The sequence below is a fragment of the Hyphomonas sp. genome (assembly GCF_040882205.1).
Classification (GTDB): Bacteria; Pseudomonadota; Alphaproteobacteria; order Caulobacterales; family Hyphomonadaceae; genus Hyphomonas.
Genome location: NZ_JBBEBT010000011.1, coordinates 12707 through 38666, shown reverse-complemented (window position 1 = coordinate 38666; position 25960 = coordinate 12707). Strand labels below are relative to the sequence as shown.

The 25960-nt window shown below is 64.7% G+C and carries 33 protein-coding genes and 1 other RNA gene; 25 read left to right on the top strand and 9 right to left on the bottom strand.

Going from position 1 to position 25960, the window contains the following annotated elements; all coding sequences use genetic code 11:
- Positions 1-99 precede the first annotated feature (99 nt).
- The 8 genes from hflK to WEA77_RS00555 all read left to right on the top strand — a co-directional run bounded on the left by hflK (position 100) and on the right by WEA77_RS00555 (position 6449).
- Positions 100-1305 (top strand): FtsH protease activity modulator HflK, encoded by a 1206-nt coding sequence (hflK, locus tag WEA77_RS00590; protein ID WP_368065933.1) that lies wholly within the window; start codon positions 100-102, stop codon positions 1303-1305.
- The gene (hflC, locus tag WEA77_RS00585; protein ID WP_368065932.1) at positions 1305-2201 is read left to right on the top strand and encodes a protease modulator HflC; all 897 of its coding nucleotides are present in this window, start codon (positions 1305-1307) and stop codon (positions 2199-2201) included. Before hflK ends, hflC begins: the two co-directional genes overlap by 1 nt.
- Positions 2202-2264: 63 nt before the next feature.
- Positions 2265-2465 carry a DUF2065 family protein gene (locus WEA77_RS00580; protein ID WP_368065931.1) on the top strand — a complete coding sequence of 67 codons (201 nt, stop codon included), beginning with the start codon at positions 2265-2267 and terminating at the stop codon, positions 2463-2465.
- Positions 2466-2554: 89 nt separating this feature from the next.
- Entirely contained in the window at positions 2555-4006 is a 1452-nt protein-coding gene (locus tag WEA77_RS00575) for a Do family serine endopeptidase (protein WP_368065930.1), read from the top strand.
- A 205-nt stretch (positions 4007-4211) separates the two neighbouring features.
- Positions 4212-4589, top strand: a complete 378-nt coding sequence (locus tag WEA77_RS00570; RefSeq protein ID WP_368065929.1) for an ArsR/SmtB family transcription factor — start codon at positions 4212-4214, stop codon at positions 4587-4589.
- Positions 4586-5623 carry an ACR3 family arsenite efflux transporter gene (arsB, locus tag WEA77_RS00565; protein ID WP_368065928.1) on the top strand — a complete coding sequence of 346 codons (1038 nt, stop codon included), beginning with the start codon at positions 4586-4588 and terminating at the stop codon, positions 5621-5623. The genes WEA77_RS00570 and arsB overlap by 4 nt, the downstream gene beginning before the upstream one ends.
- Positions 5620-6045 (top strand): arsenate reductase ArsC, encoded by a 426-nt coding sequence (locus tag WEA77_RS00560; RefSeq protein WP_368065927.1) that lies wholly within the window; start codon positions 5620-5622, stop codon positions 6043-6045. Before arsB ends, WEA77_RS00560 begins: the two co-directional genes overlap by 4 nt.
- Positions 6046-6047: 2 nt before the next feature.
- Positions 6048-6449 carry an OsmC family protein gene (locus WEA77_RS00555; RefSeq protein ID WP_368065926.1) on the top strand — a complete coding sequence of 134 codons (402 nt, stop codon included), beginning with the start codon at positions 6048-6050 and terminating at the stop codon, positions 6447-6449.
- Between the two features lie 109 nt (positions 6450-6558).
- Here WEA77_RS00555 and WEA77_RS00550 read toward each other — a convergent pair whose 3' ends face one another.
- Complete coding sequence (locus WEA77_RS00550; RefSeq protein ID WP_368065925.1) at positions 6559-6702, bottom strand: hypothetical protein; 144 nt, start codon at positions 6700-6702, stop codon at positions 6559-6561.
- Here WEA77_RS00550 and WEA77_RS00545 point away from each other — a divergent pair.
- The 3 genes from WEA77_RS00545 to WEA77_RS00535 are packed head-to-tail and all read left to right on the top strand — an operon-like array spanning position 6701 to position 9484.
- Positions 6701-7690 (top strand): sodium:calcium antiporter, encoded by a 990-nt coding sequence (locus WEA77_RS00545; RefSeq protein WP_368065924.1) that lies wholly within the window; start codon positions 6701-6703, stop codon positions 7688-7690. The two genes, WEA77_RS00550 and WEA77_RS00545, sit on opposite strands and share 2 nt — an antisense overlap.
- The gene (locus WEA77_RS00540) at positions 7687-8439 is read left to right on the top strand and encodes an SDR family oxidoreductase (RefSeq protein ID WP_368065923.1); all 753 of its coding nucleotides are present in this window, start codon (positions 7687-7689) and stop codon (positions 8437-8439) included. The genes WEA77_RS00545 and WEA77_RS00540 overlap by 4 nt, the downstream gene beginning before the upstream one ends.
- A 10-nt stretch (positions 8440-8449) precedes the next feature.
- The gene (locus tag WEA77_RS00535; RefSeq protein ID WP_368065922.1) at positions 8450-9484 is read left to right on the top strand and encodes a low specificity L-threonine aldolase; all 1035 of its coding nucleotides are present in this window, start codon (positions 8450-8452) and stop codon (positions 9482-9484) included.
- A 103-nt stretch (positions 9485-9587) separates the two neighbouring features.
- Here the strand turns inward: WEA77_RS00535 and rnpB are convergent.
- An RNA gene (rnpB, locus tag WEA77_RS00530) (RNase P RNA component class A) lies at positions 9588-9963 on the bottom strand.
- Between the two features lie 441 nt (positions 9964-10404).
- Between rnpB and WEA77_RS00525 the strand changes: the two genes are divergently transcribed.
- Complete coding sequence (locus WEA77_RS00525; RefSeq protein ID WP_368065921.1) at positions 10405-11268, top strand: YhjD/YihY/BrkB family envelope integrity protein; 864 nt, start codon at positions 10405-10407, stop codon at positions 11266-11268.
- On the opposite strand, the gene WEA77_RS00520 is transcribed toward WEA77_RS00525, so the two are convergent.
- From WEA77_RS00520 to WEA77_RS00510, 3 genes are all read right to left on the bottom strand, one after another.
- Positions 11238-11960: an N-acetylmuramoyl-L-alanine amidase gene (locus WEA77_RS00520; protein WP_368065920.1), complete on the bottom strand. Its 723-nt coding sequence runs from the start codon at positions 11958-11960 to the stop codon at positions 11238-11240. The two genes, WEA77_RS00525 and WEA77_RS00520, sit on opposite strands and share 31 nt — an antisense overlap.
- On the bottom strand, positions 11960-12862 hold the full coding sequence (locus WEA77_RS00515; protein WP_368065919.1) for a DMT family transporter: 903 nt from the start codon (positions 12860-12862) through the stop codon (positions 11960-11962). The genes WEA77_RS00520 and WEA77_RS00515 overlap by 1 nt, the downstream gene beginning before the upstream one ends.
- Before the next feature lie 66 nt (positions 12863-12928).
- Entirely contained in the window at positions 12929-13795 is an 867-nt protein-coding gene (locus WEA77_RS00510; protein WP_368065918.1) for an MBL fold metallo-hydrolase, read from the bottom strand.
- A 76-nt stretch (positions 13796-13871) separates the two neighbouring features.
- Between WEA77_RS00510 and WEA77_RS00505 the strand changes: the two genes are divergently transcribed.
- The 9 genes from WEA77_RS00505 to WEA77_RS00465 all read left to right on the top strand — a co-directional run bounded on the left by WEA77_RS00505 (position 13872) and on the right by WEA77_RS00465 (position 19697).
- A complete protein-coding gene (locus WEA77_RS00505) occupies positions 13872-14186 on the top strand; it encodes a metalloregulator ArsR/SmtB family transcription factor (RefSeq protein WP_368065917.1) in 315 nt (104 codons plus the stop codon).
- A 5-nt stretch (positions 14187-14191) separates the two neighbouring features.
- A complete protein-coding gene (locus WEA77_RS00500; RefSeq protein ID WP_368065916.1) occupies positions 14192-14716 on the top strand; it encodes a rhodanese family protein in 525 nt (174 codons plus the stop codon).
- A gap of 10 nt (positions 14717-14726) precedes the next feature.
- Positions 14727-15524: a sulfite exporter TauE/SafE family protein gene (locus tag WEA77_RS00495; protein WP_368065915.1), complete on the top strand. Its 798-nt coding sequence runs from the start codon at positions 14727-14729 to the stop codon at positions 15522-15524.
- Positions 15525-15638: 114 nt separating this feature from the next.
- Positions 15639-16358 carry a hypothetical protein gene (locus WEA77_RS00490; RefSeq protein ID WP_368065914.1) on the top strand — a complete coding sequence of 240 codons (720 nt, stop codon included), beginning with the start codon at positions 15639-15641 and terminating at the stop codon, positions 16356-16358.
- Between the two features lie 65 nt (positions 16359-16423).
- Positions 16424-16984: a class I SAM-dependent methyltransferase gene (locus tag WEA77_RS00485; RefSeq protein WP_368065913.1), complete on the top strand. Its 561-nt coding sequence runs from the start codon at positions 16424-16426 to the stop codon at positions 16982-16984.
- A 19-nt stretch (positions 16985-17003) separates the two neighbouring features.
- Positions 17004-17825: a DUF3445 domain-containing protein gene (locus WEA77_RS00480; RefSeq protein WP_368065912.1), complete on the top strand. Its 822-nt coding sequence runs from the start codon at positions 17004-17006 to the stop codon at positions 17823-17825.
- Between the two features lie 72 nt (positions 17826-17897).
- The gene (locus WEA77_RS00475; RefSeq protein WP_368065911.1) at positions 17898-18596 is read left to right on the top strand and encodes a DUF533 domain-containing protein; all 699 of its coding nucleotides are present in this window, start codon (positions 17898-17900) and stop codon (positions 18594-18596) included.
- Positions 18596-19036 (top strand): EVE domain-containing protein, encoded by a 441-nt coding sequence (locus WEA77_RS00470; protein ID WP_368065910.1) that lies wholly within the window; start codon positions 18596-18598, stop codon positions 19034-19036. The genes WEA77_RS00475 and WEA77_RS00470 overlap by 1 nt, the downstream gene beginning before the upstream one ends.
- Positions 19037-19304: 268 nt before the next feature.
- Positions 19305-19697, top strand: a complete 393-nt coding sequence (locus WEA77_RS00465; RefSeq protein WP_368065909.1) for a hypothetical protein — start codon at positions 19305-19307, stop codon at positions 19695-19697.
- 4 nt (positions 19698-19701) lie between these two features.
- Here the strand turns inward: WEA77_RS00465 and WEA77_RS00460 are convergent, their stop codons facing one another.
- Entirely contained in the window at positions 19702-20136 is a 435-nt protein-coding gene (locus WEA77_RS00460) for a hypothetical protein (protein WP_368065908.1), read from the bottom strand.
- A gap of 77 nt (positions 20137-20213) precedes the next feature.
- The gene (locus tag WEA77_RS00455) at positions 20214-20744 is read right to left on the bottom strand and encodes a D-glycero-alpha-D-manno-heptose-1,7-bisphosphate 7-phosphatase (RefSeq protein WP_368065907.1); all 531 of its coding nucleotides are present in this window, start codon (positions 20742-20744) and stop codon (positions 20214-20216) included.
- Positions 20745-20950: 206 nt separating this feature from the next.
- Between WEA77_RS00455 and WEA77_RS00450 the strand changes: the two genes are divergently transcribed.
- Positions 20951-21160, top strand: a complete 210-nt coding sequence (locus tag WEA77_RS00450) for a hypothetical protein (RefSeq protein ID WP_368065906.1) — start codon at positions 20951-20953, stop codon at positions 21158-21160.
- A 36-nt stretch (positions 21161-21196) separates the two neighbouring features.
- Here the strand turns inward: WEA77_RS00450 and WEA77_RS00445 are convergent, their stop codons facing one another.
- Entirely contained in the window at positions 21197-22462 is a 1266-nt protein-coding gene (locus tag WEA77_RS00445; protein ID WP_368065905.1) for an MFS transporter, read from the bottom strand.
- Positions 22463-22560: 98 nt separating this feature from the next.
- Between WEA77_RS00445 and WEA77_RS00440 the strand changes: the two genes are divergently transcribed.
- From WEA77_RS00440 to WEA77_RS00430, 3 genes are read left to right on the top strand one after another with little or no spacing between them, the layout of a single operon-like run.
- Entirely contained in the window at positions 22561-23172 is a 612-nt protein-coding gene (locus tag WEA77_RS00440; protein ID WP_368065904.1) for a GNAT family N-acetyltransferase, read from the top strand.
- A 35-nt stretch (positions 23173-23207) separates the two neighbouring features.
- Positions 23208-23489: a hypothetical protein gene (locus WEA77_RS00435; protein ID WP_368065903.1), complete on the top strand. Its 282-nt coding sequence runs from the start codon at positions 23208-23210 to the stop codon at positions 23487-23489.
- 11 nt (positions 23490-23500) lie between these two features.
- Positions 23501-24088: a uridine kinase gene (locus tag WEA77_RS00430; protein WP_368065902.1), complete on the top strand. Its 588-nt coding sequence runs from the start codon at positions 23501-23503 to the stop codon at positions 24086-24088.
- Positions 24089-24575: 487 nt separating this feature from the next.
- Here the strand turns inward: WEA77_RS00430 and WEA77_RS00425 are convergent, their stop codons facing one another.
- Positions 24576-25757, bottom strand: a complete 1182-nt coding sequence (locus WEA77_RS00425; RefSeq protein ID WP_368065901.1) for a VWA domain-containing protein — start codon at positions 25755-25757, stop codon at positions 24576-24578.
- Between the last annotated feature and the right edge of the window lie 203 nt (positions 25758-25960).

Here is a 25960-nt window from a genome sequence, read left to right as displayed (position 1 = left end):
GAAGTTGCTTCATTTTAGCCTGTTAGACATGGCGAATCGACGTGCACACATCGCAAGACGCCCTATATAGGCCCCACTCGAAGAATTCAGGAGGCGTTATTGCCCTGGGAAGAAAACAATAAAGGTTCCGGCCCCTGGGGCGGCGACGGCGGAAAAGGCTCCGGCGGCGGTGAGGGCGGCTCGCCCTGGAACCGTCCGGGCAGCGGCGGTGGCGGCCCCGGCGGCGGCCCCGGCGGCGGCCCCGGCGGCGGCAAGGGCGGCGGCAAGGGCGGCGGCGACAAGGAGCCGGCCGACCTTGAAGAACAGATGCGCCGCATGCAGGACCGCTTTCGCCAGCGACGCGGCGGCGGCGGGGGCGGTGGCCGCGGCAAGGGCGGCGCGCAGATGCCGAACCTTGGCCCCCTCGGCGTGCTCGTCATCGGCGGCGTGGTCCTCCTGTCCTGGCTCTCCACCAGCATCGTTATCGTTGACCCGACCCAGCAGGCGGCCGTCTTCCGCTTCGGCAAATGGCAGACCAATTTCGGCCCCGGCCTGCACTTCCACCTTCCGGCCCCCCTCGAGAGCCATATTCTGATCCCGGTCGAACGCCGGATCGAGACGCGTCTCGGCGGCACGGCGGAAGAAAGCCTGATGCTGACGCAGGACGAAAACATCGTCGACATCCAGTTCTCGGTCTTCTGGAAGGTCGACACGGCCAATCCGGAAAACTTCCTGCTCAACGTGCGCGATCCTTCGCTGACCGTCGAACAGGTCGCCGAGTCGGTGATGCGCGAGGTCGTCGGCACGACGCGCCTGCAGAACATCATTACTACTGAACGCGACATCGTGCAGCAGGCCGTCGCGGCCCAGACCCAGGCCCTGCTCAACGAATACCGCGCCGGCGTCGAGATTCTCTCGATCCAGATCGACAAGTCCGATCCGCCGCAGCAGGTGATCGAGGCCTTCAACGACGTGAACGTCGCCGAGCAGGATGCACAAACCCGGACCAACCAGGCCACCCAGTTCGCCAACGAGGTCGTCCCCCAGGCCCGCGGCACCGCGCAGCGCCTGCTGCAGGAAGCCGAAGCCTACCGTGACCGCGTCATCGCCGACGCCGGCGGTGAAGCGTCCCGTTTCGACCAGATCTACGAGGAATACCGCAAGGCGCCCCGCGTGACCCGCGAGCGCATGTACCTCGAAACCATGGAACGTGTCCTTGCCCGCACGGACAAGATGATCCTCGACCAGGATTCCGGCGCCGTTCCGTACCTGCCGCTTGAGCGCACCCGCCGACCGGCGACTGCTCCGAACACGGGAGATCAATAATGCGCGCTTTCGGATGGCTCATCCTGATAGTGTCCATTCTCGGACTGATCATCGCTTCCAATGTCTTCTTCATCGTGCGCCAGTCGCAACAGGCCATCGTGCTCCAGGTGGGCCGTCCGGTCGCTCTGATCAACGAGCCCGGCAAGGACGAAGCCGGCCTTCATATGAAGATCCCGATCATCCAGCAGGTCGAGATCATCGACAAGCGTAACCTGGGCCTCGATATCGAAGGCATCCAGGTTCTCGCCTCCGACCAGCGCCGCCTGCGGGTCGACGCATTCGTCCGCTGGCGGATCAACGATCCCCTGCGCTACTATCAGCGCTTCCGTACCGAGGAAGCCGCCCAGTCGCAGCTCAACCGCATCACCACCTCCGCCATCCGCGAAGTGCTGGGCGATGTGCCGGTCCCGGAAATCGTTTCCGGCCAGCGCGCCCAGCTCATGGGCCGCATCCGGCAGGGCGTGAACGCCGGCCTCGCCGCCGACGGCATCGACATCATCGATGTGCGCATCCGTCAGGCCGACCTGCCGAACGAAGTCGCCGAAGGTGTCTACGAACGGATGCGGACTGCCCGTCTCCAGGAAGCGCAGCGTATCCGCTCGGAAGGGGAGGAGCGGGCCCGCCTGATCCGCGCCCAGGCCGAACGCGAGAAGACCGTCATCGAGGCGCAGGCCCGTGAACAGTCTTCCAAGATCCGCGGTGAAGGCGATGCCAAGGCCTCGGAAACCTATGCGACCGCCTATAACAAGGACGCAGAGTTCTTCCGCTTCCAGCGCGCGCTGATCGCCTGCGAAACGGCCATCCAGGAGGGCACGCAGATCATTGTCGGCCCGAACTCGCTCGGTATCTGTGATCAGTTCTTTGACAGCGCCCGGTCCGCCGGTGTTCCGCGCTAGAGCGGCGATCCGAAACCTGGCAAACGCGTCTGGGACAATTGCCGTGACTACCCGGGAAGGACGGTGAGCCTGCTCACCGTCCTCCTCGCCGGGTTCGGCGTCTGGCTGCTGGTCGAGGGTAGCCTGTGCGCCATCGCGCCGGATTTCATGCGCACGCTGGCCTTCCGCGTCCAGTCGCTTTGCCCGCGCGACCTTATCCTTGCGGGTCTGGTCGTCGCGGCGATCGGTGCGGCGCTCCTCACACTTGCAGTGCGCACCGCCTGAAGCGGTTGCACTCGGCCCCCAAAGCGCCATAGTCAGGCGCCAATCGGACCTCACAAAAAGTTCCGAACCTGACCGGAGCGAACGCCCCCATGAACTACGCCGCCCTTCTGGCGCTTGCCCTTCTGGCCTTGCCCGCCGCCGGCCTTGGCGCCGAAGCGCAGGTCAGTCTGTCGAAACCCGCCACCGGCGTCGACATGAAGTCTGCCCCATCGAGCTTTTCCGCCCTGTCCAAACGCCTGATGCCGGCGGTGGTGAACATCTCCACCGAAACCGTCATCGCCTCCGGCATGCCCACCTTCCCGGAAGGCTCGCCCGCCGAACGTTTCAACGAATATTTCGGCCGCGACGGCGACGGCTTCCAGCGCCAGGGCTCGCTCGGCTCCGGCTTCGTCATCAGCGCCGATGGCTACATCATCACCAACAATCACGTGATCGAGAAAGCCGACACGATCACCATCACCTTCTCGAACGGGCGCGAATTGCAGGCCAAGCTCGTCGGACGCGACCGCGATACGGACATCGCCGTCCTCAAGGTCACCTCCCGCACGCCGCTGCCCTTCGTCGAACTGGCAGACAGCGACAAGGCCGTGGTCGGCGACTGGGTCATCGCCATCGGCAACCCGCTCGGCTTCGGCGGCTCGGTCTCCGCGGGTATCATCTCGGCCACTGGCCGGGACCTGAATACGGGGCGTTCGGACAATTTCATCCAGACCGACGCGGCCATCAACCAGGGCAATTCCGGCGGTCCGCTGTTCAATCTTGCCGGCCAGGTCGTCGGCGTGAACACCGCCATCATCTCGCAGTCCGGCGGCTCCATCGGCCTCGGCTTCTCGGTGCCGTCGAACACGGTCAAACGCATCAGCGCCGCCCTGATCAAGGACGGCCGCGTGCGCCGCCCCTGGCTCGGCGTCAACGTGCAGGACGCCGACGCCGCCCTGATCAAGGCCTACCGCGCCAAGGGCCTCACCGGGGTCATCATTACACGGATCTCCGATGACAGCCCGGCTGCGAAAGCCAAGCTCGAAGTCGGCGATCTCATCCTGACCATCGATGGCAAGTCGGTGGTCGGCGTTCGCGAGATGACGCGCACCCTCTCAGAAAAGCCGATCGGCAAGTCCGTCAACCTCTCCATCGTCCGCGATGGCCGCACACGGGAGGTCGCCGTCACGCTCACCGAGCTGAAGGACGACGAGGAAGCAACCGCCGCCGCTGCGCCGGACACGGCCGCAAACTCGAATGATCTGGGGGCGGAGATTTCCCCGGTCGATGACGACATGCGCCGCCGCTACGCCATCCCGAAGGACCTTGCCGGCGTCGTCGTCACCTCGGTCAGCCCGCGGGGACGCGCCTTTAACAAGCTGCGCCGGGGCGATGTCATCGTCGAGGTAAACTTCAAGGCCGTCACTTCGGTGACCGACACGCTGGCCAAGGTCAAAGCCGGCCTCGCCACGCCCGCTACCCCCATCCTGATCCGCCTCAAACGCCGTGGGGAAACCGGCGGCTGGTTCGACCAGTTCGTCTCCGTCGAGATCAAGGCCTGACCGCGCTTACAGGGCCTCATTTCTGATTTTGTCATCCCGGAGAAAGTGAAAGCCGGGGCCCCTGCTTTGAAACATTAGCAAAGCCCCCTCGATGCCGGCTTCGTGTTCGCCGGGATGCCAGGAGGCGCGCGCGTTCCTTTGGACGTCTCACCGCTGTCTTTCCTGCCCCTTGACGCACTCCAAATATTTCGACATTCGTCGAATTATGGAATCAAGTCTCGCCATCGATCGTCTCTCCGCCCTTGCCCAATCCGGGCGGCTCGACGTCTTCCGTCTGCTCGTGCGCGCCGGGCCGGGAGGCGTCCCGGCGGGTGAGATTGCGGCCGACGTCGGCCTTGCGCCGAACACGCTCTCCTCCCAGCTCAGCATTCTCGTGCATGCCGGCCTCATTTCGGGCACGCGCGAGGGCAGGGTGATCCGCTATGCCGCGCGCACCGGCTCGATCAGTGAGCTGATCGTTTACCTGATGGAAGACTGCTGCGACGGCCGCCCCGAAATCTGCGCGCCCGTGCAGGCCGCTGCCGAACGCGCCGGCTGCTGCCCGCCCGCAAAACCCAGAGCCTGCAAGCCCGCCCGCGCATGAGCCTCTTCGAAAAATTCCTCTCCGTCTGGGTCGGTCTCGCCCTGGTCGCCGGCCTCGCGCTCGGCCAGCTATTCCCGTCTGCCTTCGGCGCGCTCGCGTCCCTTGAGTATGCCAACGTCAATTTCGCCGTCGCCCTGCTCATCTGGGCGATGGTCTGGCCCATGATGATCGGCATCGAGTTTGCCGGCATCCGCGGGGCCTTCGCGAGGCCCAAGGGCTTGATCATCACGCTCGTCGTCAACTGGCTGATCAAGCCGTTCACGATGGCGCTGCTCAGCGTCCTCTTCTTCGAGCACCTCTTCGCGGGTCTGATACCGGCAGGCGATGCAAAATCCTACATCGCCGGCCTCATCCTGCTCGGCGCTGCGCCGTGCACGGCCATGGTCTTTGTCTGGGCCCAGCTCACCAGGGGCGATCCTGCCTACACGCTCGCGCAGGTCGGTGTGAACGACGCCATTATGGTCTTCGCCTTCGCGCCCATTGTTGCGCTGCTGCTCGGCGTCGCGGAAATCTCCGTGCCCTGGGAAACACTGATGCTCTCGGTCGGCCTCTATGTCATCATCCCCCTGATCGCCGGCATCATCGCGCGCCGCTTGCTGATCGCACGCGGCGGCCTCGCCGCCGTCGATACCTTCATGGCGCGGATCAAACCCGCCTCGGTCATTGGCCTCCTCGCCACGGTTGTCCTTCTCTTCGGTTTCCAGGGCGGCGTCATCCTCGCGAACCCTCTGGTCATCGCCCTGATCGCCGTGCCTATCCTCATCCAGTCTTATGGCATCTTCGCCGTCGCCTACGCCGCCGCCTTCGCCTGGAAAGTGCCCCACCGCATAGCCGCCCCCTGCGCGCTGATCGGCACATCCAACTTTTTCGAACTTGCCGTCGCTGTCGCAATCAGCCTCTTCGGCCTGAACTCCGGCGCGGCGCTGGCCACCGTCGTCGGCGTCCTCGTCGAAGTGCCGGTGATGCTGTCGCTCGTCGTCTTCGCCAACCGCACCCGCGAAAAATTCGCCGCCTTCGAGACGGAGCCTGCATGAACGTCCTCTTCCTCTGCGTCGCCAATTCCGCCCGCAGCCAGATGGCCGAAGGCCTCGCCCGACACCTCCTCGGCCCTGGCGCCGAGGTGATGTCTGCCGGCTCCGCCCCGACGAGGCCGAACCCCTACGCCATCGAGGCGATGGCCAATCGCGGCATCGACATCACCTCCCACACGTCGAAATCCTTCGCCTCGCTCGACGCCGCCGCCTTCGACTATGTCATCACCCTCTGCGCCGAGGAGATCTGCCCCTGGCTCCCCGGCGAGACCCGGCGCTTCCACTGGCCCATCGACGACCCTGCCAGCTCCGACCCCGCGCTCACGCCCGAAGACTTCCGCGCCCGCTTTGCCGCCGCCCGCGACGAAATCGAGGCACGGATCGAAGCCTTCCGCCGCGAGCACGCCGGGTCTAAGGTCTCCTGACCATGCTGGAATACTCGGTCACCGCCCGGCGGATGGATGCCCACGGCAGCGAAGCCCGCGCCGGTGAGGCCCGCCTGGTGCTGGATACCGACCTTTCCGGCCGGCCCGATGCCTTTAATCCGGCGGAGCTTTTCCTGGCCTCGGTAGCCGCCTGCATCCTGAAGGGAATCGAGCGTGTAACGCCTCTTCTGGGCTTCGCGCTGGACGGCGTGGACGTCCGCCTGCACGGCCAGCGCCAGGATGCGCCGCCGAAAATGGTCTCCGTCACCTATGAAATCATCGTCGACACCGGCGAGACCAACCAGCGGCTCGAACTTCTGCACAAGAACATCCGCAAGTACGGCACCATCTCCAACACGGTCGCGGATGCGGTAAATCTCACCGGCACGATCCGCCGCCGTTAGGCAGTCTTTCGCTTTCCCTTGCGGAAAAGGCGTCATCAAACTGCGCCGGAAATGTACGCCGGGATGCCGTTTGGGCTCGCCAAGGCCATCAACGCGCGCTACGAGAAGGCTAAATCGCATCTCTATTCGGGCTGAGAGTCACGCCATGATCCATCCTTCGCTCATCGCTATCGCCGCCATCGTCATCGTGTTCGGCATCCTGAACCTCATCGAGTTCAAACGCATCGACTGAACCTGCGAGGGCAGCTGCCATGCCCGATCCGATCCTGATTGCCTCGCTTGTTGGCGGGCTCCTGCTCCTGGCCCTGGGCGGCGACTTGCTCGTGCGCGGAGCCGTTCGCGCATCCCGCGCCATGGGCGCCGCGCCCCTGATCGCCGGCATCTTCATTGTCGGCTTCGGTACCTCGCTGCCGGAAATCCTTGTCTCGGTGAACGCCGCCTTCTCCGGAAGCCCGGGCCTCGCTGTTGGCAATATCGTCGGCTCCAGCATCGCCAACGTCTTCCTGGTCCTCGCCATCCCGGCGCTGCTCTTCCCTGTCTTCGCCGGCGGCCCGGGGCAGGGGCGTGCCCTCTTCGCCACCCTGCTGGCCACCGCCCTCTGGATCGGCATGACCGCGATCATGCCGCTGACGCCGCTGATGGGCATCTGCTTCCTCCTTGTGCTGATCGGTTATACGGGTCTCAGCCTCTTTGCCGCCCGCCGCGACGAAGTCGCCGGCAAACCCACCGGCGTGCGCGAGCATGCCCCCGAAGGCCCGCCCCTCTGGCGCGCGTTGATCTACGTGCCCGTCGGCATCGTGGCCCTCGTCTATGCGTCCATGCTGATCGTCAACGGCGCGGACGGCATCGCCCGCGCGGCGGGGGTGCCGCAGGAATATATCGGCCTTACGCTGCTCGCCGTTGGCACCTCGCTGCCCGAGATCGGCGCCTCGCTCGCCGCCGCCGCCCGCAAGCGCGGCGATGTCGTCGTCGGCAACATCCTCGGCGCGAACATCATCAACCTGCTCGGCGCCGGCGGCATCGTCGCGATGAGCGGCCCGATAGAAATCGCCCGCCTCTTTCACGCCTATGACCACTGGGTCATGGGCTTCGCCGCCATCGTCCTCTCCATCCTGATCCTGACCAAGGCAAAGATCGGCCGCCTGCTTGGCCTGCTCCTGCTGCTCCTCTACGCCATCTACATCTATGGCCTTGTGGGCGGCGTCAGCCTGCTCGGCCTCTACCAGGTCATCGCCGGATGAAGCCCGGCGCGGCGCTTGTAACCGGTGCGGGCGCGCGCCTTGGCCGTGCGATGGCCGAAGACCTCGGCGCGGATGGCTGGGCGGTCTGCGTACACTATCGCGGCTCGAGAGCCGAAGCCGAGGAAACCGCCAGCGCCATCCGCATCGCTGGCGGGCGCGCTGAAACGCTCAGCTGCGACCTTGCGAGCGACGCTGCTCGCGCCAGCCTCGTCACCGACGCCGCCCGCCTCCTCGGCCAGCCCATCACCCTGCTCGTCAACTCCGCCGCCACCTTCGCCGATGATACGGCCACCGATCATTCCCGCGCCGACTGGGACCATCATTTCGAGCCGAACCTGCGCGCCCCCGTCCACCTCGCCCAGCAGTTCGCCCGCGCCTTGCCTGCCGGGGATAAAGGCCTGGTCGTCAACATCATCGACCAGCGCGTCTGGAAACTCACTCCGCAGTTCTTCACCTACACGCTTTCAAAGGCGGCGCTCTGGCAGGCGACGCAAACCCTCGCCCAGGCCCTTGCGCCGCAAATTCGCGTCAACGCTATAGGCCCCGGCCCGACATTACAGAGCATTCACCAGTCCGCCGCCAGCTTCGCCGCCGAGAAGGCTGCCACTCTCACCGGCGAAGGCTCCAGCCCCGCCGAAATCATCGCCGCCCTGCGTTATCTCATCGCCGCCAGCAGCGTCACCGGCCAGATGATCGCCTGCGACGGGGGCCAGCATCTCATTTGGCAAACGCCCGACACGGCATTTTGAAAGGCCTCCCTTGAACTTCGGATCCGATACGACCGCCCCTGCGCATCCGCGCGTTCTCGAAGCGCTCGCCCGCGCCAATACCGGCACGCAGCCAAGCTATGGCGATGATGCCGGCATGTCCCGCGTGCGTACCGTCCTTGCACAGACATTCGAGACCGAGGATTTCGACTTCTGGCTCGTCGCCTCGGGCACCGCCGCCAACGCCATCGCGCTCGCCTGCCTCTGCCCGTCCACCGGCGCCATCCTCTGCCACCGCGAAGCGCATATCGAGCGCGACGAACGCGGCGCGCCGGGCTTCTTCACTGGCGGCGCCCAGTTGCGCCTCGTGCCCGGCTTTGGTGCCCGTATCGACCCCGCTGCCTTCGCCGCCGCTGTGGACGAGCACAATCCCGGCTTCGTCCATGAAACGCCGGTACATGCCGTCTCGCTGACCAATCTCACCGAATGCGGCACGGCCTACCAGCCCGCCGAGATTGCCGCCTTCGTCCGCCGCGCCTCCGGGACCGGTTTCTGGTTCCATCTCGACGGCGCCCGCCTCGGCAATGCCCTCGTCTCCACTGGCGCCTCGCCCGCCGAGATGAGCTGGAAAGCCGGCATCGACGTGCTCACCCTCGGCCTCACCAAGACCGGCGCCATGGGGTGCGAGATCATCCTCCTCTTTGGCAAGGCGCGCGACAAGATGCAGGAGCTCCGTATACGTGCAAAACGCGCCGGCCACATGCCTGCCAAGATGCGCTACCTCTCCGCCCAGGCCGAAGCGATGCTCACCGGCGGCCTCTGGCTCGAACTCGCGGGCCATGCCAACGCAATGGCGCAGGAACTGGCCGGCGCCTTCACCGAGGCCGGTGTCGATCTCGCCTATCCGCCGGACGGCAATGAGGTCTTCGCCTTGCTCGGGGCGCAGGATGGCGAAGCGCTCAAGGCCGCCGGCGCCCGTTTCTACGCCTGGCCCGGCGGCTCCAGCCGCTTTGTCTGTTCCTGGGCCACATCCCCCGAGGAAATCGCCGTGCTGCGGGCGGTGCTGAACCGGCCTCAGCGGGTGTAAACGAACTGCCCGGCCAATCCTTCAGGCACCCGAACGACCCGCGTATGCACGTCCCGGCGCCGCTGCGGCGGCCGCAGGGCAGTCCCTGCCGCTTTTTTTATTGTGGACCAGAAGGCCTGTAAGCCGGGTTCTGTTCGCCCCTTTTCGGGGTCTGGCAGCCATTCCTCTGGGACGTTCATTGCTGAACGCCTCGCGCGACACACCCGGGGCACGGGCATAAGACGGCCCATATGTGCCCCCTACTTGGTCTTGCTCCGGGCGGGGTTTGCCTTGCCAGCCCTGTTACCAGGCCTGCGGTGGGCTCTTACCCCACCCTTTCACCCTTACCTTTTGACCGAAGTCGCAAGGCGGTTTGCTTTCTGTGGCACTTTCCCTCGGCTTGCGCCGGGCGGCCGTTAGCCGTCGCCCTGTCTTCTTGGAGCCCGGACTTTCCTCCAGCACGCAGTTACCCACGTACCAGCGGCTGCCCGGCCTTCTGGTCCTGCCCCCCTATAGTGCCTCCTGACCCAAGGGGGAAGGGCAAGCCGACCCCGCCTCCATATCTCGTCACATGTCATCAATCGCGGCGAACGCGCCAGCCCATATCCCGGCTGCGATCCGCCGCACCTGAAAACGGGCACACGGACATGCGCGAACGCTTACGCCCTGACACCTGCTGCGCCGCCGGGGGCTTTTTTTCCGCACTTCGCCTTACCCGCCGGCGCCGCCAAACCTGCCGTGCAGACATGCACCGCCGCAGGAAGGTGCGCTGCCAGAGTGATGCCCGGCGCCGGGTGGTTTCGCGGATATGCCGGACCATCTCGCCGCGCGCCTGGCTGCGCCGGACACATCCTGACCCGGTGCGCCGCCCGGCTAACAATTCGGCAGACCCGCCCTGCATCCTTTGCGGGCGCGCCTGCACATGCCAGAAGGGTTGCCGCATGCAGATTGACTGGCGCAACGACATCCTCGGCCCCGCAAGGCGGGCCATCATCCGCCTTTTCCGGCCCGATGTCCGCATCGTCACCGGCGGCATCGCCTTCTATGCACTGTTCTCTATCTTCCCGCTGATCTACCTGACGCTGACCTTGCTGACGATCTTCCTGCCGCCGGAACTCGCCGCGCAACTCTCCACGCCGATCAGCAATTTCTTCAGCCAGAATGTCGAATCCCTCTCGCCGGACGAAGTCAACCTCATCCGCAGCCTCACACCTGTCGGCCTCAGCCTGCGCGCCTTCGTCGCCGTCATCCTCGTGCTGATCACCGCCACCTCCGGCGCCAAGGCCGCGATCACCGGTATCCGCATGATCGCGGGCACCGCCGGGCGCACGCGTTTTGCGAAGTTTCAGGGCATGTCGCTCTTGCTGACCGGCTCGCTCGTGCTGCTGGTCTGGTTCCTTGGCGCGCTGCAACTGCTCGTCACGGTCGTCAAATCCGAAGGCGGCTACCAGATCGCCCGGTTCACCAGCGAGATTGCCACTCTCGCCGACACGCTGTGGATTTCCAAGGCCGTCGCCGGTTTCGCCATCTTCTACCTCATCCTGACACTCAGCCTGCGCGGGTATGTCAACAAGGGCACCCACGCCATCGCGGCCGGCGCCGCCGCCGGCGCGGTTGCATTCATCCTGGTGACATTCCTGTTCCAGCTTTATCTGAACTATTCCGTACTCGGAACACTCTATGGCGCTCTCGCGACGCTGATCCTCGGCTTCATCTGGCTGTCGGCTTCGGTAATGTCGCTTCTGCTCGGCGCCGCACTCGCCGCCGAATGGTCTCAGGCCTGGGGCGAGGACGCCGCCGAATAGGCCTCAGCCACCTGGGCGAGGCGGCGCAGCGTTCGCGCGTCCGCCATGCCGGTTATCGTATCGGCCATGAAGCGGCGCTGGAAAGCCCGCAGCGCGGCCGGAATATCCGAGAGGTCATAGCCGATAGCGCCAAGTTGACGGTTCAGCCCGCCGGGATCACCGCCCATCCAGACGCAGCCGGCCCCGGCCGCTTCCGCCGGCCAGAGGCCGAGGCCCGCGTCGGCGAGTTGTTCCCAGGGAAAATGCTCGCCCGGATCGATCTTGCGGGTTGGCGCAATATCGGAATGCCCGGTGACCCGGGCCTGAGGAATGCAATGACGCGCAATGATACCCTTCGAGAGGTCAATCACCGCCGCGATCTGCGCCTCAGGATAAGGCGGCAGCTTGCCGCCGGGCAGCGGGAAGTCATGACCGCCATTGACGATCTCGATGCCGACCGACCGGGAGTTGAGGTCTTCGTCGCCCTGCCAGCTGGAAACGCCCGCATGCCAGGCACGCCGGTCCTCGTTGACCAGCCGGCACACGCGGCCATCTTCCCAGACCATATAGTGCGCCGAAACCTTCGCCTCCGGATCGCGCATCCGGTCAAGAGCCGCCTGGCCCGATTGCATGCCGGTATAATGCAGAACGAGCAGATCCACTTTATGGTGGCGCTCGTCGTGATTGGGGCCCGGGGTCTCGTCGAGGCGCATCAGGAATCTCCGGAAGCGTACTTCTTTCCGAGGGCGGCTTCTGGAAGCATGCTATTCGGCCTGATCGCAATGAGGAAGACCCCTGCGAGCGAAACAGCCCCCCCGATCACGAGTTTCCAGGTGAATGGCTCGTTCAGCAGGGTCACGCCGAACAGTACGCCCCAGAGCGGCGTCATCAGGGTGAGCGGCGACAGGAGGGACACGTCATGGCGTTTCAGCAGCGTGTAAAAGGCCGAGTGCGAGAAGATCGACACGCCGATGATTGCAAACAGGCTCGCCGCCCAGACCTGCCAGCCGCCGGCGATATAGGCCGCAACCTGCCCCGTCTCCAGCAGGGCCGAGATGGCAAACAGGGGCGCGAAGCTGAACAGGCCCACCCAGGCCGCAAGATTCAGGGCGTGCATCTCCGGCATACGTTTCATGATGATACCGCCCGCCGATCCGAGCACGGCGGCGAAGAAGATCAGAACCAGGCCGAAGGAGAGACTGAAGGAACCCGGATTGAACGCGATGACGACGACGCCCGCAAAGGCAAGCGAAATGCCGAGCGCCCGGCGCCAGCCGATTTTTTCGCCGAGGAAGACCATGCTCATGATCGTCGACATCGGCACGCCGAGCTGACCTGTGACGGCGGCGGCGGAAACGTCGGCATTCGCAAGGCCGACGAACAGCAGGCCGAAGTTCAGGCAACCGATCAGCATGGCGATCACGAACAACGTGCCGAGATTCTTCGGCACCGGCCTCAGGAACGGAATCAGGAACACCGCCACGCCGAGGAAACGGATCGCTGCAAAGAACAGCGGCGGCACGTCGAAATCCGACACGACCCAGCGGGTCATCACGAGGTTCACGCCCCATACGAAGCAGATGAGAAAGAGGAGGCCGAAGTCACGCAAAGACATGCTTCGGCCCTATCAGTCTTTTTCCGGCCCGGGCAGGGGGGACGCGGCGTGAAGTTCGCAGGGGAGCTATGCAGCGCCGAGCCGGTTGACCGGCAGCTTCAGGTAAACCTGTCCGTCTGCCTCGGCTGGCGGAAGCGCGCCGGCGCGGATGTTAACCTGCAGCGACGCCAGGATCAGGCGCGGTGCGGCGAGGGTCTTGTCACGCGCCTCGCGCATCTCGACGAAATCCTCTTCGGTCACGCCGTCATGGACATGAACATTGCGGGCGCGTTCTTCGGCCACCGTCGTCTCCCAGCGGAAGGTGTCGCGCGATTGCGGCAGGTAATCATGTCCGACGAAGATGTGGGTCTCCGGCGGCAGCGCGAGGATCCTGCGGATTGAGCGGAACAGCGTCGCTGCGTCGCCGCCCGGAAAATCGGCGCGCGCGGTGCCATAGTCCGGCATGAACAGCGTGTCGCCGACAAAGGCCATGTCGCCCACCAGATAAGTAACGCAGGCCGGTGTGTGGCCGGGTGTATGCAGCACGCCGATCTCGAGACGGCCGAGCGGCAGCGTGTCACCTTCGTTGAGGAGCAAGTCGAAGACCTTGGCATCCGGCGTGTCGTGCGTCACGCCAAACAGCGGAACGAAGGCTTTCTGCACCTTGGTGATATGGGCGCCGATGCCGAGTTTCGCGCCGGTCCGTTGACGCAGGTAATCGGCGCCGGAAAGATGATCGGCATGGGCATGGGTGTCGAGGATCCAGTCGACGCGGAGATTGTTCATCACCGCATGGGCGAGAACAGCATCTGCCGAGGCCGTGCCCAAGCGCCCGGCATTCGGATCGAAATCGAGCACGGGATCGATGATCGCCGCCGCCCGGGTCGCGGGGTCCCAGACCAGGTAGGTAACGGTGTTGGTGACCGCATCGAAAAAGGCTTTGACGTTCGCCATGAGGCGTCTCTCCTGCAAGCTCTACGACATATATATAAGCACTTGCTAATTTAGCAATACCTAATATATAGGACGTATGAAACAGATGACCCTTGCCCCCGCCTTGTTTCGCGAACGCGCCGGTGAAGCCGCAAAGCTGCTCCGCACGATGTCCAACGAGCACCGCCTGATGATCCTCTGCCGCCTCGGCGACGGGGAACTTTCGGCCGGTGACCTGCTGGATGGATCAACCCTGTCGCAATCGGCCCTGTCGCAGCACCTCGCCGTACTGCGGGAAGACGGCCTCGTTGCGACGCGGCGGGAGGCGCAGAGCATCTTCTACCGGACCTCGGACCCTTCCGCGCTCCTTGTCATCGAAACGCTGGCAGCGATCTTCTGCCCTGAGGACTGAAAACCATGAGTACACTGACGAAAATTGATCCGAAGACTGTCGCAGACGGCCTGAAAGCTGGCAGGTTCCACCTTATCGATATCCGCGAGCCTGAAGAATATGCGCGCGAACATATCGGCGGCGCGGTCTCGATCCCGCTGTCGAGCGTCGAGCAGGCAAACGTCAAACTGGAAGCCGGGCGCACAGCGGTATTCCACTGCAAGAGCGGCATGCGCACCGAAGCCAACTGCTCGAAACTTGCCGCGCGCGTCGAGGGTGATGCATGCATCCTGGAAGGCGGCCTCGACGCCTGGAAGAAAGCCGGGCTGCCGGTAAAGGACAATGCCAAAGCGCCGCTGCCGATGCACCGGCAGGTTCAGATCACGGCGGGTTCGCTCGTTCTGGCGGGTGTACTGATCGCCACTTTCGTGCATCCGGCGGGTTACGTCCTCTCGGGCTTCATCGGCGCGGGCCTCATCTTTGCAGGCGTCAGTGGCTGGTGCGGCATGGCGAATGTGCTGGCGGCGATGCCCGGAAAAAGGACGGCCTGAAAGGCGCGCCATGCTCGAACTTACACCCCCCGTCATCCTGGCTGCGCTCATCAGCGGCGCCGTCGTGGGCCTCTTCCTCGCCACCTTCGGGGGCGGGGGATCGGTGCTGGCTGCGCCGCTCTTGCTCTATGCGGTCGGTGTCACCGATCCGCACCTCGCGATCGGCACTTCGGCGGCGGCAGTTGCGGCCATCGCGCTCGTCAGCCTCACAGGTCACTGGCGCGCGGGGCGCGTGAAGTGGCCGTGTGCCACGGTGTTTGCGCTCGCCGGAATCATCGGTTCACTGATCGGTTCGACGCTGGGGCTGCGGGTGGACGGGGACGTGCTGCTGTTCGCCTTTGCCTTCGCGATGGCGGCGATCGGCCTATCGATGCTGCGCCGCCCGAAAAGCGAGGGGGACCCGGATGTGCACATCACGCCGAAGTTGATGGCGCGCATCGCGCCGATGGGGCTCGGCGTCGGCGGCGCGGCGGGTTTCTTCGGTATCGGGGGCGGTTTTCTCATCGTGCCCGGCCTGATGATGGCGACCGGCATGACGCTGGCTAATGCGGCGGCCTCCTCGCTTGTTTCGGTCGCAGTATTCGGGGCGGCGACGGCCGCAAACTATGCGCTTCACGGCGAGGTGGAGTTCCGGCTTGTGGGCCTCTTGCTGGCCGGCGGGGCGGTGGGCGGCGGGCTTGGTATCCTTGTTTCGAGACTGCTGGCAACCCGCGTGCGTCTGGCGCGTTCTGGTTTTGCTGTCCTGATTGTCATCGCGGCGGTCTATGTCGGGTGGAAAGCCGCTGGCGCGCTGGGCTGGACGGCTTGAGACAAACGCAGCATCCTCTGCGAGTGCTTGCTAATTCCGCCGCAAAGGGCTGATATAAGTGACAAGGTGGGTTGACGGGCGCCAGCTTCCTGCGCGCCAGATGGGAGACAAGGGATGAGCCTTATCTGGTGGATTCTGCCGTCGATTGCCGGCGTGCTGGGCCTGATTCTCCTTTTCGCGGGTTTTGCGAAGATGGCCGGGCTGAAACCGTTTGCCGGGGTCGCGCGCCTTGCCTTCGGTTCGGGCTTTCTCGGTCTTGCGGGCGTGATCGCCTTCGCCGGCCTGAATATCCAGACCTATAAGCGCCTGACCTATGAGCGCCCGGTGGCGACCGTGAAATTCACCGCCGTTCCGGATCAGGTCGATGCCTACCGCGCGGACGTGGTCTTCTCGGACGGCGAAGTGCTGTTGCAGGCCGATGGCACGGCGCCCGTGTTTCGCGGCAATGAATGGCAGATCGGCGCCAAGGTCATCAAGTTCAAGCCGATGGCAAACATCCTCGGCTACGACTCGATCTACCGGCTGGAGCATATGCGCTCGCTGGATGCGATGCAGTTTTCCTCCGATGTCGTGACCGAAGGCAAGATCGACGGGATACGGATCGTCACCGACGAGCCCGGCATCGATGTCGGCGCCATGGCGGCAAAATACGGCTCGCGCTTCGGTATCGACGCGGAATATGGTTCGGCCACCTACCAGCCGATGGGCGACGGGTTCGAGTATGAAGTTTCGATCACGCAGGACGCCCTGATCGCCCGCCCAAACGGTCCGACGAAAGCGAAGATCCAGAGCGGCGCTTATCCAGGCTTCCGGCCGATCAACGGGGCCAACTGATGAACCCCTGGGAGCGGTACGTCGTCCCGAACCTGATATCGTGCGCGTGTTCCTCGCGCCCGATCATGAAACAGCGGGCGAAGGTTGTTCCGAAGGCGGAAGGTGTGGTGCTGGAACTCGGCTGCGGATCGGGCACTAATTTCGCCATGTACGATGCCGGCAAGGTGTCCAAACTCTATGCGCTGGAGCCGGCACCCGGCATGATCGTCAAGGCGAAGCGGACCGCCGGGGAACTCGGCATCGGCAAGAGCATCGAATTCCTCGAGACAGGCGCCGAGAATATTCCGCTCCCGGACAAATCGGTCGACACCGCGATGATCACCTTCGTGCTGTGCACGATTCCGGACTGGAAAGGCGCACTGGCCGAAACGCGCCGCGTGTTGAAACCGGGCGGTAAGGTTCTGTTCACCGAACACGGCCTCGCGCCCGATGAAGGCATCGCCAAATGGCAGCGCCGGGTGGAGCCCGTTTGGAAGTCGCTGGCTGGCGGTTGCCACCTGACACGGAACACAACCGGCATGCTGCACGAATGCGGATTTGCCTGCGACGACGCCGAAACCATGTACCTGCCGAACACGCCGAAGATCGCCGGATTCGTCAGCTGGGGTTCGGCCAGGCTTGTTTGAAGTCTCGGCCTGAAGCCTGATGTGCACGCCGCCCTACCTGCCTTTCCTGATCGGACCTCTCAGCCTCGCGCCGGGGTTGAAGCCGATTGCGCCGGAGACCTGGCTGTCGCCGGATACCGAAGCGGAAAGCTGGCTGCCGGAAAAGCGAGGCGTGATGCGCGAACATCGCGGCAAGGTTTACGGTGCGCGGGACGCCAGCGAGCTGGCGGCGCTGGAACTGGCCTCGGCCGTTCACGCCGTCTCGGGACCGGGAGAGGGCACATGGGTGACCGCGCTGGAAGGTGCGGCAAGCGCGGTGTCCGATGACCTCTGTATACTGATCAAGGACGGCGAAGGCCTTTGGCGGCTGGAAGCGGCGAGTCTCTGCGCGCCGACCTTCTGGCAGCTTTCGGAGAAACTTGGCGAGCCGCTTGGCGGACTGCACAGGCCCGTGCCGGGGGCGAACCCCGGGATGGTTTCGCGCGTCCACCGGATGTTCGATGCGATCCAGCCTGGGCAGGTGCTGGAGCGGTTCAACTGGACGCTCCAGCCCGGCACCGCGCGCTTCACGCCGAGCCAGGCGCCGTTCAAGCAGATCGCTGCAAGCCTGCCGGATGCAGGCGCGCTGGATGCGCTCTGGCTGCGGGTGGAGCGGCAGACGATCTCTAAGCTGGCGCTTTCCGGCGCGGTGGTGTTCACGATCCGCGTGGCGATTGATCCGCTGCGTGCCGCGCTGGCAGACGCGGGACATGCCGAAGCGTTCCGCGCGGCGTGGGAGGGGATTGACCCGGTGCTCGCAGACTACAAGGGCTGGCCGCATTACGAACGTCTGGTGCGCGCGGCGCTTGCGGAAGCGATGTGACCTTTCCGGCGCGCCCGCGATACCCTACATCCCCGTCATACGGCTCCGATCCAACCGAAAGTGAGACACGCCATGGACTTCCAGCAGATCCTTATCGACCTCCAGAAGCAGGCGAAAACGGCAGCGAAGGAACATGACCTTGCCGGAAAGATGAAGAAGGGCAGGGATCTCGGCGAGGCCGCGCTGGAGAAGCTGAAGACCGACCGGAACACGCAGGTTGCCACCGCCGGCGCCGGCGCGCTGATTGCGGCGATGCTGCTGGGCACCAAGGGCGGGCGGCGCTTTATTGGCGCCACGGCGAAGACCGGCGCGGTCGCAGGCCTCGGCGCGCTGGCCTATCATGCCTGGATGAAATCGCAGGGTCAGAAACCGGATACAAAGGTGGAGCCCGCGCAGCTCGGCTATGTGACCGCGAAGAAGGCCGAGCCGGAATTTGCCGAGGCGCTGGTGCGCACGATTCTGGCGGCGGCCTGGTCGGACGGTATTCTGGATGAGGCGGAGAAAGTGGTGATCGATACCGCGCTGAAGGATGCGGGCCACGGCGCCAAGGAGCGCGCGATCCTGGAGAATACGCGCCCCGAAGCCGAGACACTGGACAAGATTGCGGCGGGCGCCCTGTCGCCGAACCATGCGGCGCAGCTCTATGCGGCGGCCTGCGTGGTAACGGGTGATCCGGCGGCGGAGGAAGCGGGCTTTCTCGCCCGGCTTGCCAGGCGCCTCGGGATTGGCGAAACGCATGCGGCGGCGATCCGCGCGGAAGCCAAGGGCTGATGCAACACTGGCTGTTGAAATCGGAACCGGACGCCTGGAGCTGGGATCAGCAGGTGGCAAAGGGGGAGGCGGGCGAGATATGGTCCGGCGTGCGCAATTACACGGCACGCAATCACATGCGCGCGATGAAGCTGGGCGACCGGGCCTTTTTCTACCATTCGAACGAGGGGCTGGCCGTGGTCGGCGTCGTGGAGGTGTGCGCCCTGTCGGCGCCTGATCCGACCACGGATGATTTGCGCTGGGACTGTGTGACCGTCAAGGCGCTGGAGCCGCTGCCAAAACCGGTGACGCTGAAGGCGGTAAAGGAGAATCCGAGACTGGTGGAGATGAGCCTCGTCAAGTCGTTCCGGCTGTCGGTGCAGCCGGTGCTGGCGTCGGAGTGGAAAGAGGTCTGCCGGATGGGCGGGATGGATCCGAAGTTGCTGAAGGCCGCCGGGTAGGCGAGCGGTAACTTGCGGTAGTGACGGGCGGCGCGGTGCGGCAGGATTTCGCGAGACCAAGGCAGACCCGGATGCGCAGAATCAGCAGGGCTGCAGTGTTCGAAACAGGACTGGCTTGCTTCGCGGGCGCCGCGTCTGCCGGGGACCCCGCCGCACCCTTGCGCAATACGCAGAGCAAGCTGCAAGTGCGCGTGCTCGACACCTGGATTCCCGAGCTCCAGGCGGCGCTGGTGCAGGATTTTTCAGCCGGGGACATGGCGCCTGTTGGGTGTCGCCGATGTTGTACAACCATGACAGCAAGGTCAGCGGTTTGACCTGCAAGGTCGACGGCAAGACGCCGTGGTCGAAGTTCGGTTTGTCGGCGGTCAGTCCCGGGCCGGGGCCGCCGGAGGTGAAGCTCACTTGTTTCCACAAGGCGGGCGCAGGGGCGCCGAAATATGACGCGGTGCCGACGTTGGCGCCTTATGGCAGCGCGATGTGCAGCGCAGATTTGATTGCGCCGCAGCGCTCGGCGGACCTGCTGACCAGGGATGGCGACTATGTCTGGTGCAGCCTGACGGCGGCGCGGGTCTTTGCGGCGTTCGCCGCGGCGTCGCTGAGCGAGAACGGAGCCGGCCATGGCGCCGCCGGTGCGGCCAGCCTGATGGCTGCTGCGCGCTGAGCCTTCAGGGCGCCGCGCAGGTGCCTGCGAAATGGCTTTCGACATTCACAGTTCCGTGTGCGGACGCGCCGTCGGCTGAGACGAAGTCGGCGTCGGAGAAGATGGCGAAGGCATCCTCGCCTGGGATGACCAGCAGGCTGGCACGCCCGATGGCGCCGCCGGTACAGAGGGCTTCGACAAGGCTGAGGTCGTTCTCGAAGGCGGTGTCGAGGATTTCGCATATGCCAGCCGGCTCGACGAGGGCGGCAAGGTCAGCCGGGCCGAGCGGCGGGGTTTCGCTGGTGATGCAGCGGGCGGTTGATGCGGTGTCTTCAGCGCCGCCGATGACCGTGGACCGGTTGGTATCCCACTGGCCCGGCTTCAGGGCGAAGCTTTCGGCCGCAAGGGCGGGGGCCGCGCCGGAGAAGAACAGGCCAATCGGAAGGGCGCCGCGCGTCATCAGGGATCGCGGAGGTCAAAGTCCGGAGAAGATTGAGCATTTCAGCCTGTCCGGCGCCGGAGCGCGCTGGCAGCGTCTCAGCCCCGGTGGCCATCCTCGAAGCCGGCGAGGGTCCATTCGGCAAAACTGGCGAGGTTGCCGCCGGTGAACAGGAAGCCGGCGACCCCGGCCGCGCGGGCGGCTTCGAGGTCTGCCTCCTTGTCCCCGATCAGGAAACTCGACTCGCGCTTGACGGGAAAATCCGCCATCGCGCGCAGCAGCATGCCGGGCTTCGGTTTGCGGTCGAAGCTGTCGCGCCGGTAGCGGGGGTTCTCGCCCTCCTCGTGATAGGGGCAGTAATAGATCCGGTCGATCCGGGCACCGGCCTCGGCGAGGCGGCGCACCATCCAGGCGTGGAGGGCGTGCATGTCGTCTTCAGAATAGTAGTTGCGCGCGATCCCGGACTGGTTGGTGACCACGAAGACATACCAGCCGCGTGCATTGAAGGCGGCAATCGCCTCGGCAGCACCCTCGATGAATTCGAAATCCTCGGGCCGGCTGACATAGCCCCGGTCGAGGTTGATGACCCCGTCACGGTCGAGGAAGAGGGCGGGCATGCGGGCGATCATGGCCCCCTCTTGGCCGAACCGGGCCCGGGCTGCAATCCTCGCCGGAACGGCGAAGGGGTTAGACACGGCATTGACGCAGCGCAAAGCTGACTTTCGTGAAGGGCCGCAAAGGGAACTCTCGGGAGGACAACTGAGAGGAACCCAACAATGCAAAAGAATATTCTTCATATCGTCAGCGCCGTTGGCGGCGTCGTGACCGGGCCGCCGTGACCAGGCTCTCCGGTAGAAGTGGCACCGGCGGCGTACTCGGCGGCATCCTTGGCGGCGTTGCGGCGCACTTGGGCGCGAACGCAGCCGGGCCCGGCCCGATGCTGGGCGATACGGCCATGATGGCGCACATACGGAATTTCCTTGAAGGCGGTATAGGTGGCGGAACTCTTGCCGCGATTGCCGGCGCCGTGATGAAGAAAAGCTAGGCTGAGGGGCGGTGGCCGCAGGCCGGTTCGCCGCCTTCAGTTTTGTGCGAGCGGCGCAATCGCTCCGACCGCTTCGCGGTTGGCCCGCACGCCGATCAGAAAGGGGATCATGGCAAGGGCTGCGATGATCGCGGCGAGCACGAAGGCGGCGCCTGCAAAATGCACGGGGGTGCCAGGCGCCGTATAGGCGGAGAAAACCTGCGTCATCAGGACGGGGCTGAAGATCAGGGTGAAGGCCATGATCGAGGACTGGGCGCCCTGCAATTCGCCTTGCGCATTCATCGGCGTGAGATTGGCGGTGATTGTGTTGATCGCGGGCATCACAACGCCCCCGATAGCCGAGACGGCGATCATCGCGAAGGCCATCCAAGGATACACGGCAAAGGCAAAACCTGTCATCGCCACGACATGGACGCCGAGGCCGAACAGGGCCGCGCGCATCGCGCCAAGACGCTTGATCAGCCAGCCGGCGAGCACCGCCTGCGAGAGGGCCGAGCCGAGACCAACGGCGCCGAGCGAGAGGCCGATTTCCCATTCCGACCAAGCATAGCGCGAGGCGCCGTGATAGTTCCACGTGGTCGGGTAGACGGCATGGGCAATCTGGAAGACGCCGATCGTGATAATGAACCAGGCGACGCGCGGCAGTTTCGAGAAATGTTTCACGGCGCCGAGGGGATTGGCGCGGGCCAGGCTGAACGGGCGACGGTTTTCCGGGCTTAGGCTTTCCGGCAGCACGAAATATCCGAACAGGAAGTTCAGTCCGGCAAAGCCTGCGGCGACGAAGAACGGGAGGCGTGTGTGGATCTCGCCGAGCAGGCCGCCGAAGACCGGGCCGAGGATGAAGCCGAAGCCGAAGGCGGCGCCCAGCATTCCGAAGGCGCGCCCGCGGTCTTCCGGCGCGGTTACATCGGCGACATAGGCGTTGGCGACCGAGACGGTGCCCGAGAAGAGCCCCGCGAGGGCGCGGCCGAGGAAGAGGATGCCGAGCGTGGGGGCGAGGCCCAGGATTACCATGTCCACGCCGAGCATGGCGATGGAGATGAGCAGGATGGGGCGGCGGCCGAACCGGTCCGAGAGGCCGCCGAGCAGCGGCATGGCCAAGAAATTGGCCACCGCGAACACGACTGCCAGCCAGCCATTGGCCTTGATCGCGATCTCGATGGGCTGGTCTGTCAGCTCGGCCAGCAGGGCCGGCATGATCGGCATGATGAGGCCGAAGGACAGCATGTTGAGCGCGACAGCGATGACGACGAAGAGGAAAGCATTCTTGCCGGGAGGGCGCGAGGCGGCGGGCAGGGTCATGGCGCACCATTGGTTGTGCGGGTGGGCGGCGTCAATCGCGGCGTGCAATTACGCCGGGGGGCTTGCGCGGCGGTGCTGCAGGCGCATGAGATGGGCGCATGGCCGGAGAACTTCCCCTGACACGGAACGCAGCGGCGCCGGACGCTGCGGAGGCGATCCGCATGGCGGTGCGGACGGCCAGGCATATGGGCGCATCGCGGCTGGCGGAGCCGGGGGATGCGGCGGGGCTGCACGCGCTGCTGTCAGACCCGAAGGTGTTTGCACCGATCTATTCGCTGCCCCGGCCGCTCACACCGGCGACGGTGGCGGCGTTCATCGATCACCACCTCGCGGAACGGGAAACGGGTATCGGCCTTCTGTTCGTGCGCGAGGGGGAGGATGGGCGCATCCTCGGCTATTCGGATGTGCAGGTCTGGCCGCACTGGGCGGCCGGGGAACTGGGCGGGGCGCTGCACCCTTCTCTGCACCGGCAGGGCGCCGGCGGACGCGGGGCGGCGCTGAGCTTTGCCTGGATGTTCGAGGTGCTGGGGCTGGACCTGATCTGCGAGACGGCGGCGCTGGACAATGTGGCGACGCAGCGGATGCTTGACGGACTGGGCTTGCGCCGGCTCGGCGAGGTGACGAGTTCGCGGCCTGACGGGACGACGCGGGCGAGCCTCATCTGGGAGATGACGCGGGCCGAATGGGCGGCGCGCCATGGCTCTGGCTGATTGCGGGATGCTGCAGGGCAGGCTAGAGCGCGCGCATGACACTGACACTCTTCCTGATTGAAGCGGCCGGCTGGATCGGCGCGGGCCTGATTCTTGGCGCATATATCCTGCTTTCTGCAGGCAAGATGCAGGGCAGTTCGCCAGTCTATCAATGGATGAACGTGATCGGGGCGGCGGGGTTCATTCTCAACAGCGGCTATCACGGGGCGATCCCGTCGGTTGCGATCAATGTGCTGTGGATCGGGATTGGCGGCTTTGCGCTGTGGCGGATTTATAAAGGCGCGGCGGCGGTGCAAGCTATCGTTCAGGACGCATGAGGGAGAGCCGGATGCCCCTACGCTTTACGGATGCCGAAAGCCTCTCAGCTATGCTGGCGGCACGCGCGGCGGGCTTTGATCGTCCGTTCACGGTGGCGCTGGATGGGCGCAGCGCTTGCGGTAAGACGCCGCTGGCCGCGGCGCTCGCCGGAATACTGGATGCTGCGGTGATCGAAGGCGATGATTTCTATTCGGGTGGCACCGAAGTGCGCGTGGAGCCACCTTTAGAGCTGGTGAAAATCTGCATCGACTGGCCGCGCCAGCGCGAGGTTCTGGAAGCGCTGCGGGCGGGCGAGGAAGCCAGCTGGCAGGCCTTCGACTGGGATGCGTTTGATGGCCGGCTCTGCGCCGAGCCGACCGTGATGGCGCCGAAGCCCATTGTGATTCTCGAAGGCGTGTATGCAAGCCGGCCTGAGCTGGAAGACCTGATCGATCTCAGGATTCTTGTGCGAACGGACGAAACCTTGCGCGAAACGCGGCTGGCGGGGCGGGATGGGACGATCACGCCCTGGCAGCGCAAATGGGAAGCGGCGGAAGAATACTATTTCGAATTCATCCGGCCACCCATGAGTTTCGACGCTTTCACAAGCATGCAATGACGGGACGGAACTTGCCGTTATGGCGTCTTGGGAGGGGGCGGGCTGGAGCCGAGGCGCGACCTGTCCGTATGCGGATATGCTGACCAGCGCACGGCTTGGTTGTGGCAAGGTACTCGACGAGCTCGCGGCGTTGCCAGCGGTCCGCTTGGAAATCGCCCGGCATTGTCGTGCCTGGATACATCTTGCGCGGATCCTTATTATAAAATTTCAGCTTTGAGGCCGTCCAGCTGGCGGTCAGGGGCTCCGGAAGCGGCGCATATGTCTCGGCGAACAAGCGCTTCATGATTTTTTCGCGTTACTGACAGGCTGTCGCTGTCGCAGCGCCGCTCAGGAAGACGGCCACAAAAGCGAAAACAAGGGCCGCCATTCGGACCCGGGGGCGCCGAAACAGGGATTTCAACATGGGTATATGTCCCAGACAGGGACAATCGCATTGCGATTACCTGGCTAGCTGGACGTGTCGCTGCGCATCTGTTTCATCGGATGCTTACCGGCTCAGTTCCTTCATCGCCTCGTCCAGCCCGCCCAATGTCATCTCGAACATGCGGTGCTGGCCGATCAGTTCGCGGACGAGTTTGATCGAGCCGGTGTAGTCCCAGGCGCCTTCCTTGGTCGGGTTCAGCCAGACGAGGTGCGGGTAGCGCTGGACGAAGCGCTGGATCCAGATGCCGCCGGCCTCTTCGTTCCAGTGCTCGACCGAGCCGCCGGGATAGGTGATCTCATAGGGGCTCATGGTGGCGTCGCCGACGACAATTACCTTGTATTCCGACGGGTACTTGTTCAGCACGTCCCAGGTGGGGATGCGGTTGTTCATCCGGCGACGGTTGTCCTTCCAGAGGCCCTCATAGGGGCAGTTGTGGAAGTAGTAGTATTCCAGGTTATTGATCTCGGATTTGGCGGCGGAGAACAGTTCCTCCATGATCCGCACGAACGGGTCCATCGAGCCGCCGACATCGAGCAGCAGCAGGACGGACACCGTGTTGCGCTTCTCGGCGCGCATCTCGATGTCGAGATAGCCCTTGCGGGCGGTGTTGCGGATCGTCTGGTCGAGGTCCAGCTCGTCCTGCGCGCCCTTGCGGGCCCATTTGCGCAACCGCTTCATCGCGATCTTGATATTCCGTGTACCGAGTTCAACCTTGTCGTCGTAATTCTTGAACTCGCGCTTGTCCCAGACCTTCACGGCGCGGCGGTGGCGGGATTTTTCCTGGCCGATGCGCACGCCTTCGGGATTGTAGCCATTGGCGCCGAAGGGCGAGGTGCCGCCGGTGCCGATCATCTTGTTGCCGCCCTCGTGGCGCTTCTTCTGCTCCTCGAGGCGCTGTTTCAGAGTTTCCATCAGCTTCTCGAAGCCGCCCATGGCCTCGATCTCAGCCATCTCTTCCGGCGTCAGGAATTTCTCGCTCATCTTCTTGAGCCATTCCTCGGGCAGGTCCGTCACGTCGACTGCGTCGGCCAGCGTGTCGAGGCCCTTGAAGACATGGCCGAAGACGCGGTCGAATTTGTCGATATTGCGCTCGTCCTTCACCAGGGCGGCGCGGGCGAGGTAATAGAACTCCTCAACCTCCATCTTGATGACCTGTTTGTCCATCGCCTCCATGAGCATCAGGTATTCCTTGAGCGTCACCGGGACTTTGGCGGCGCGCAGCTCGTTGAAGAAGTTCAGGAACATCGGTCACATCCGTACTGTTTTGGGGTTCAGGATAACCTGCATGGGGGCGCGTGTCCAAGCTGACGTAGCGAAAACTTGCCCGTCAAATCGGCGGTCATCCTGTGTTCAGGGGCCCCGGGATAGGGCAGGCGGCATGATACGGGCGGGTTTCCTTTTCCTGATGGCGGGCCTGATGAACCCGGCGGCGCAGGCGCAAGGCGCCT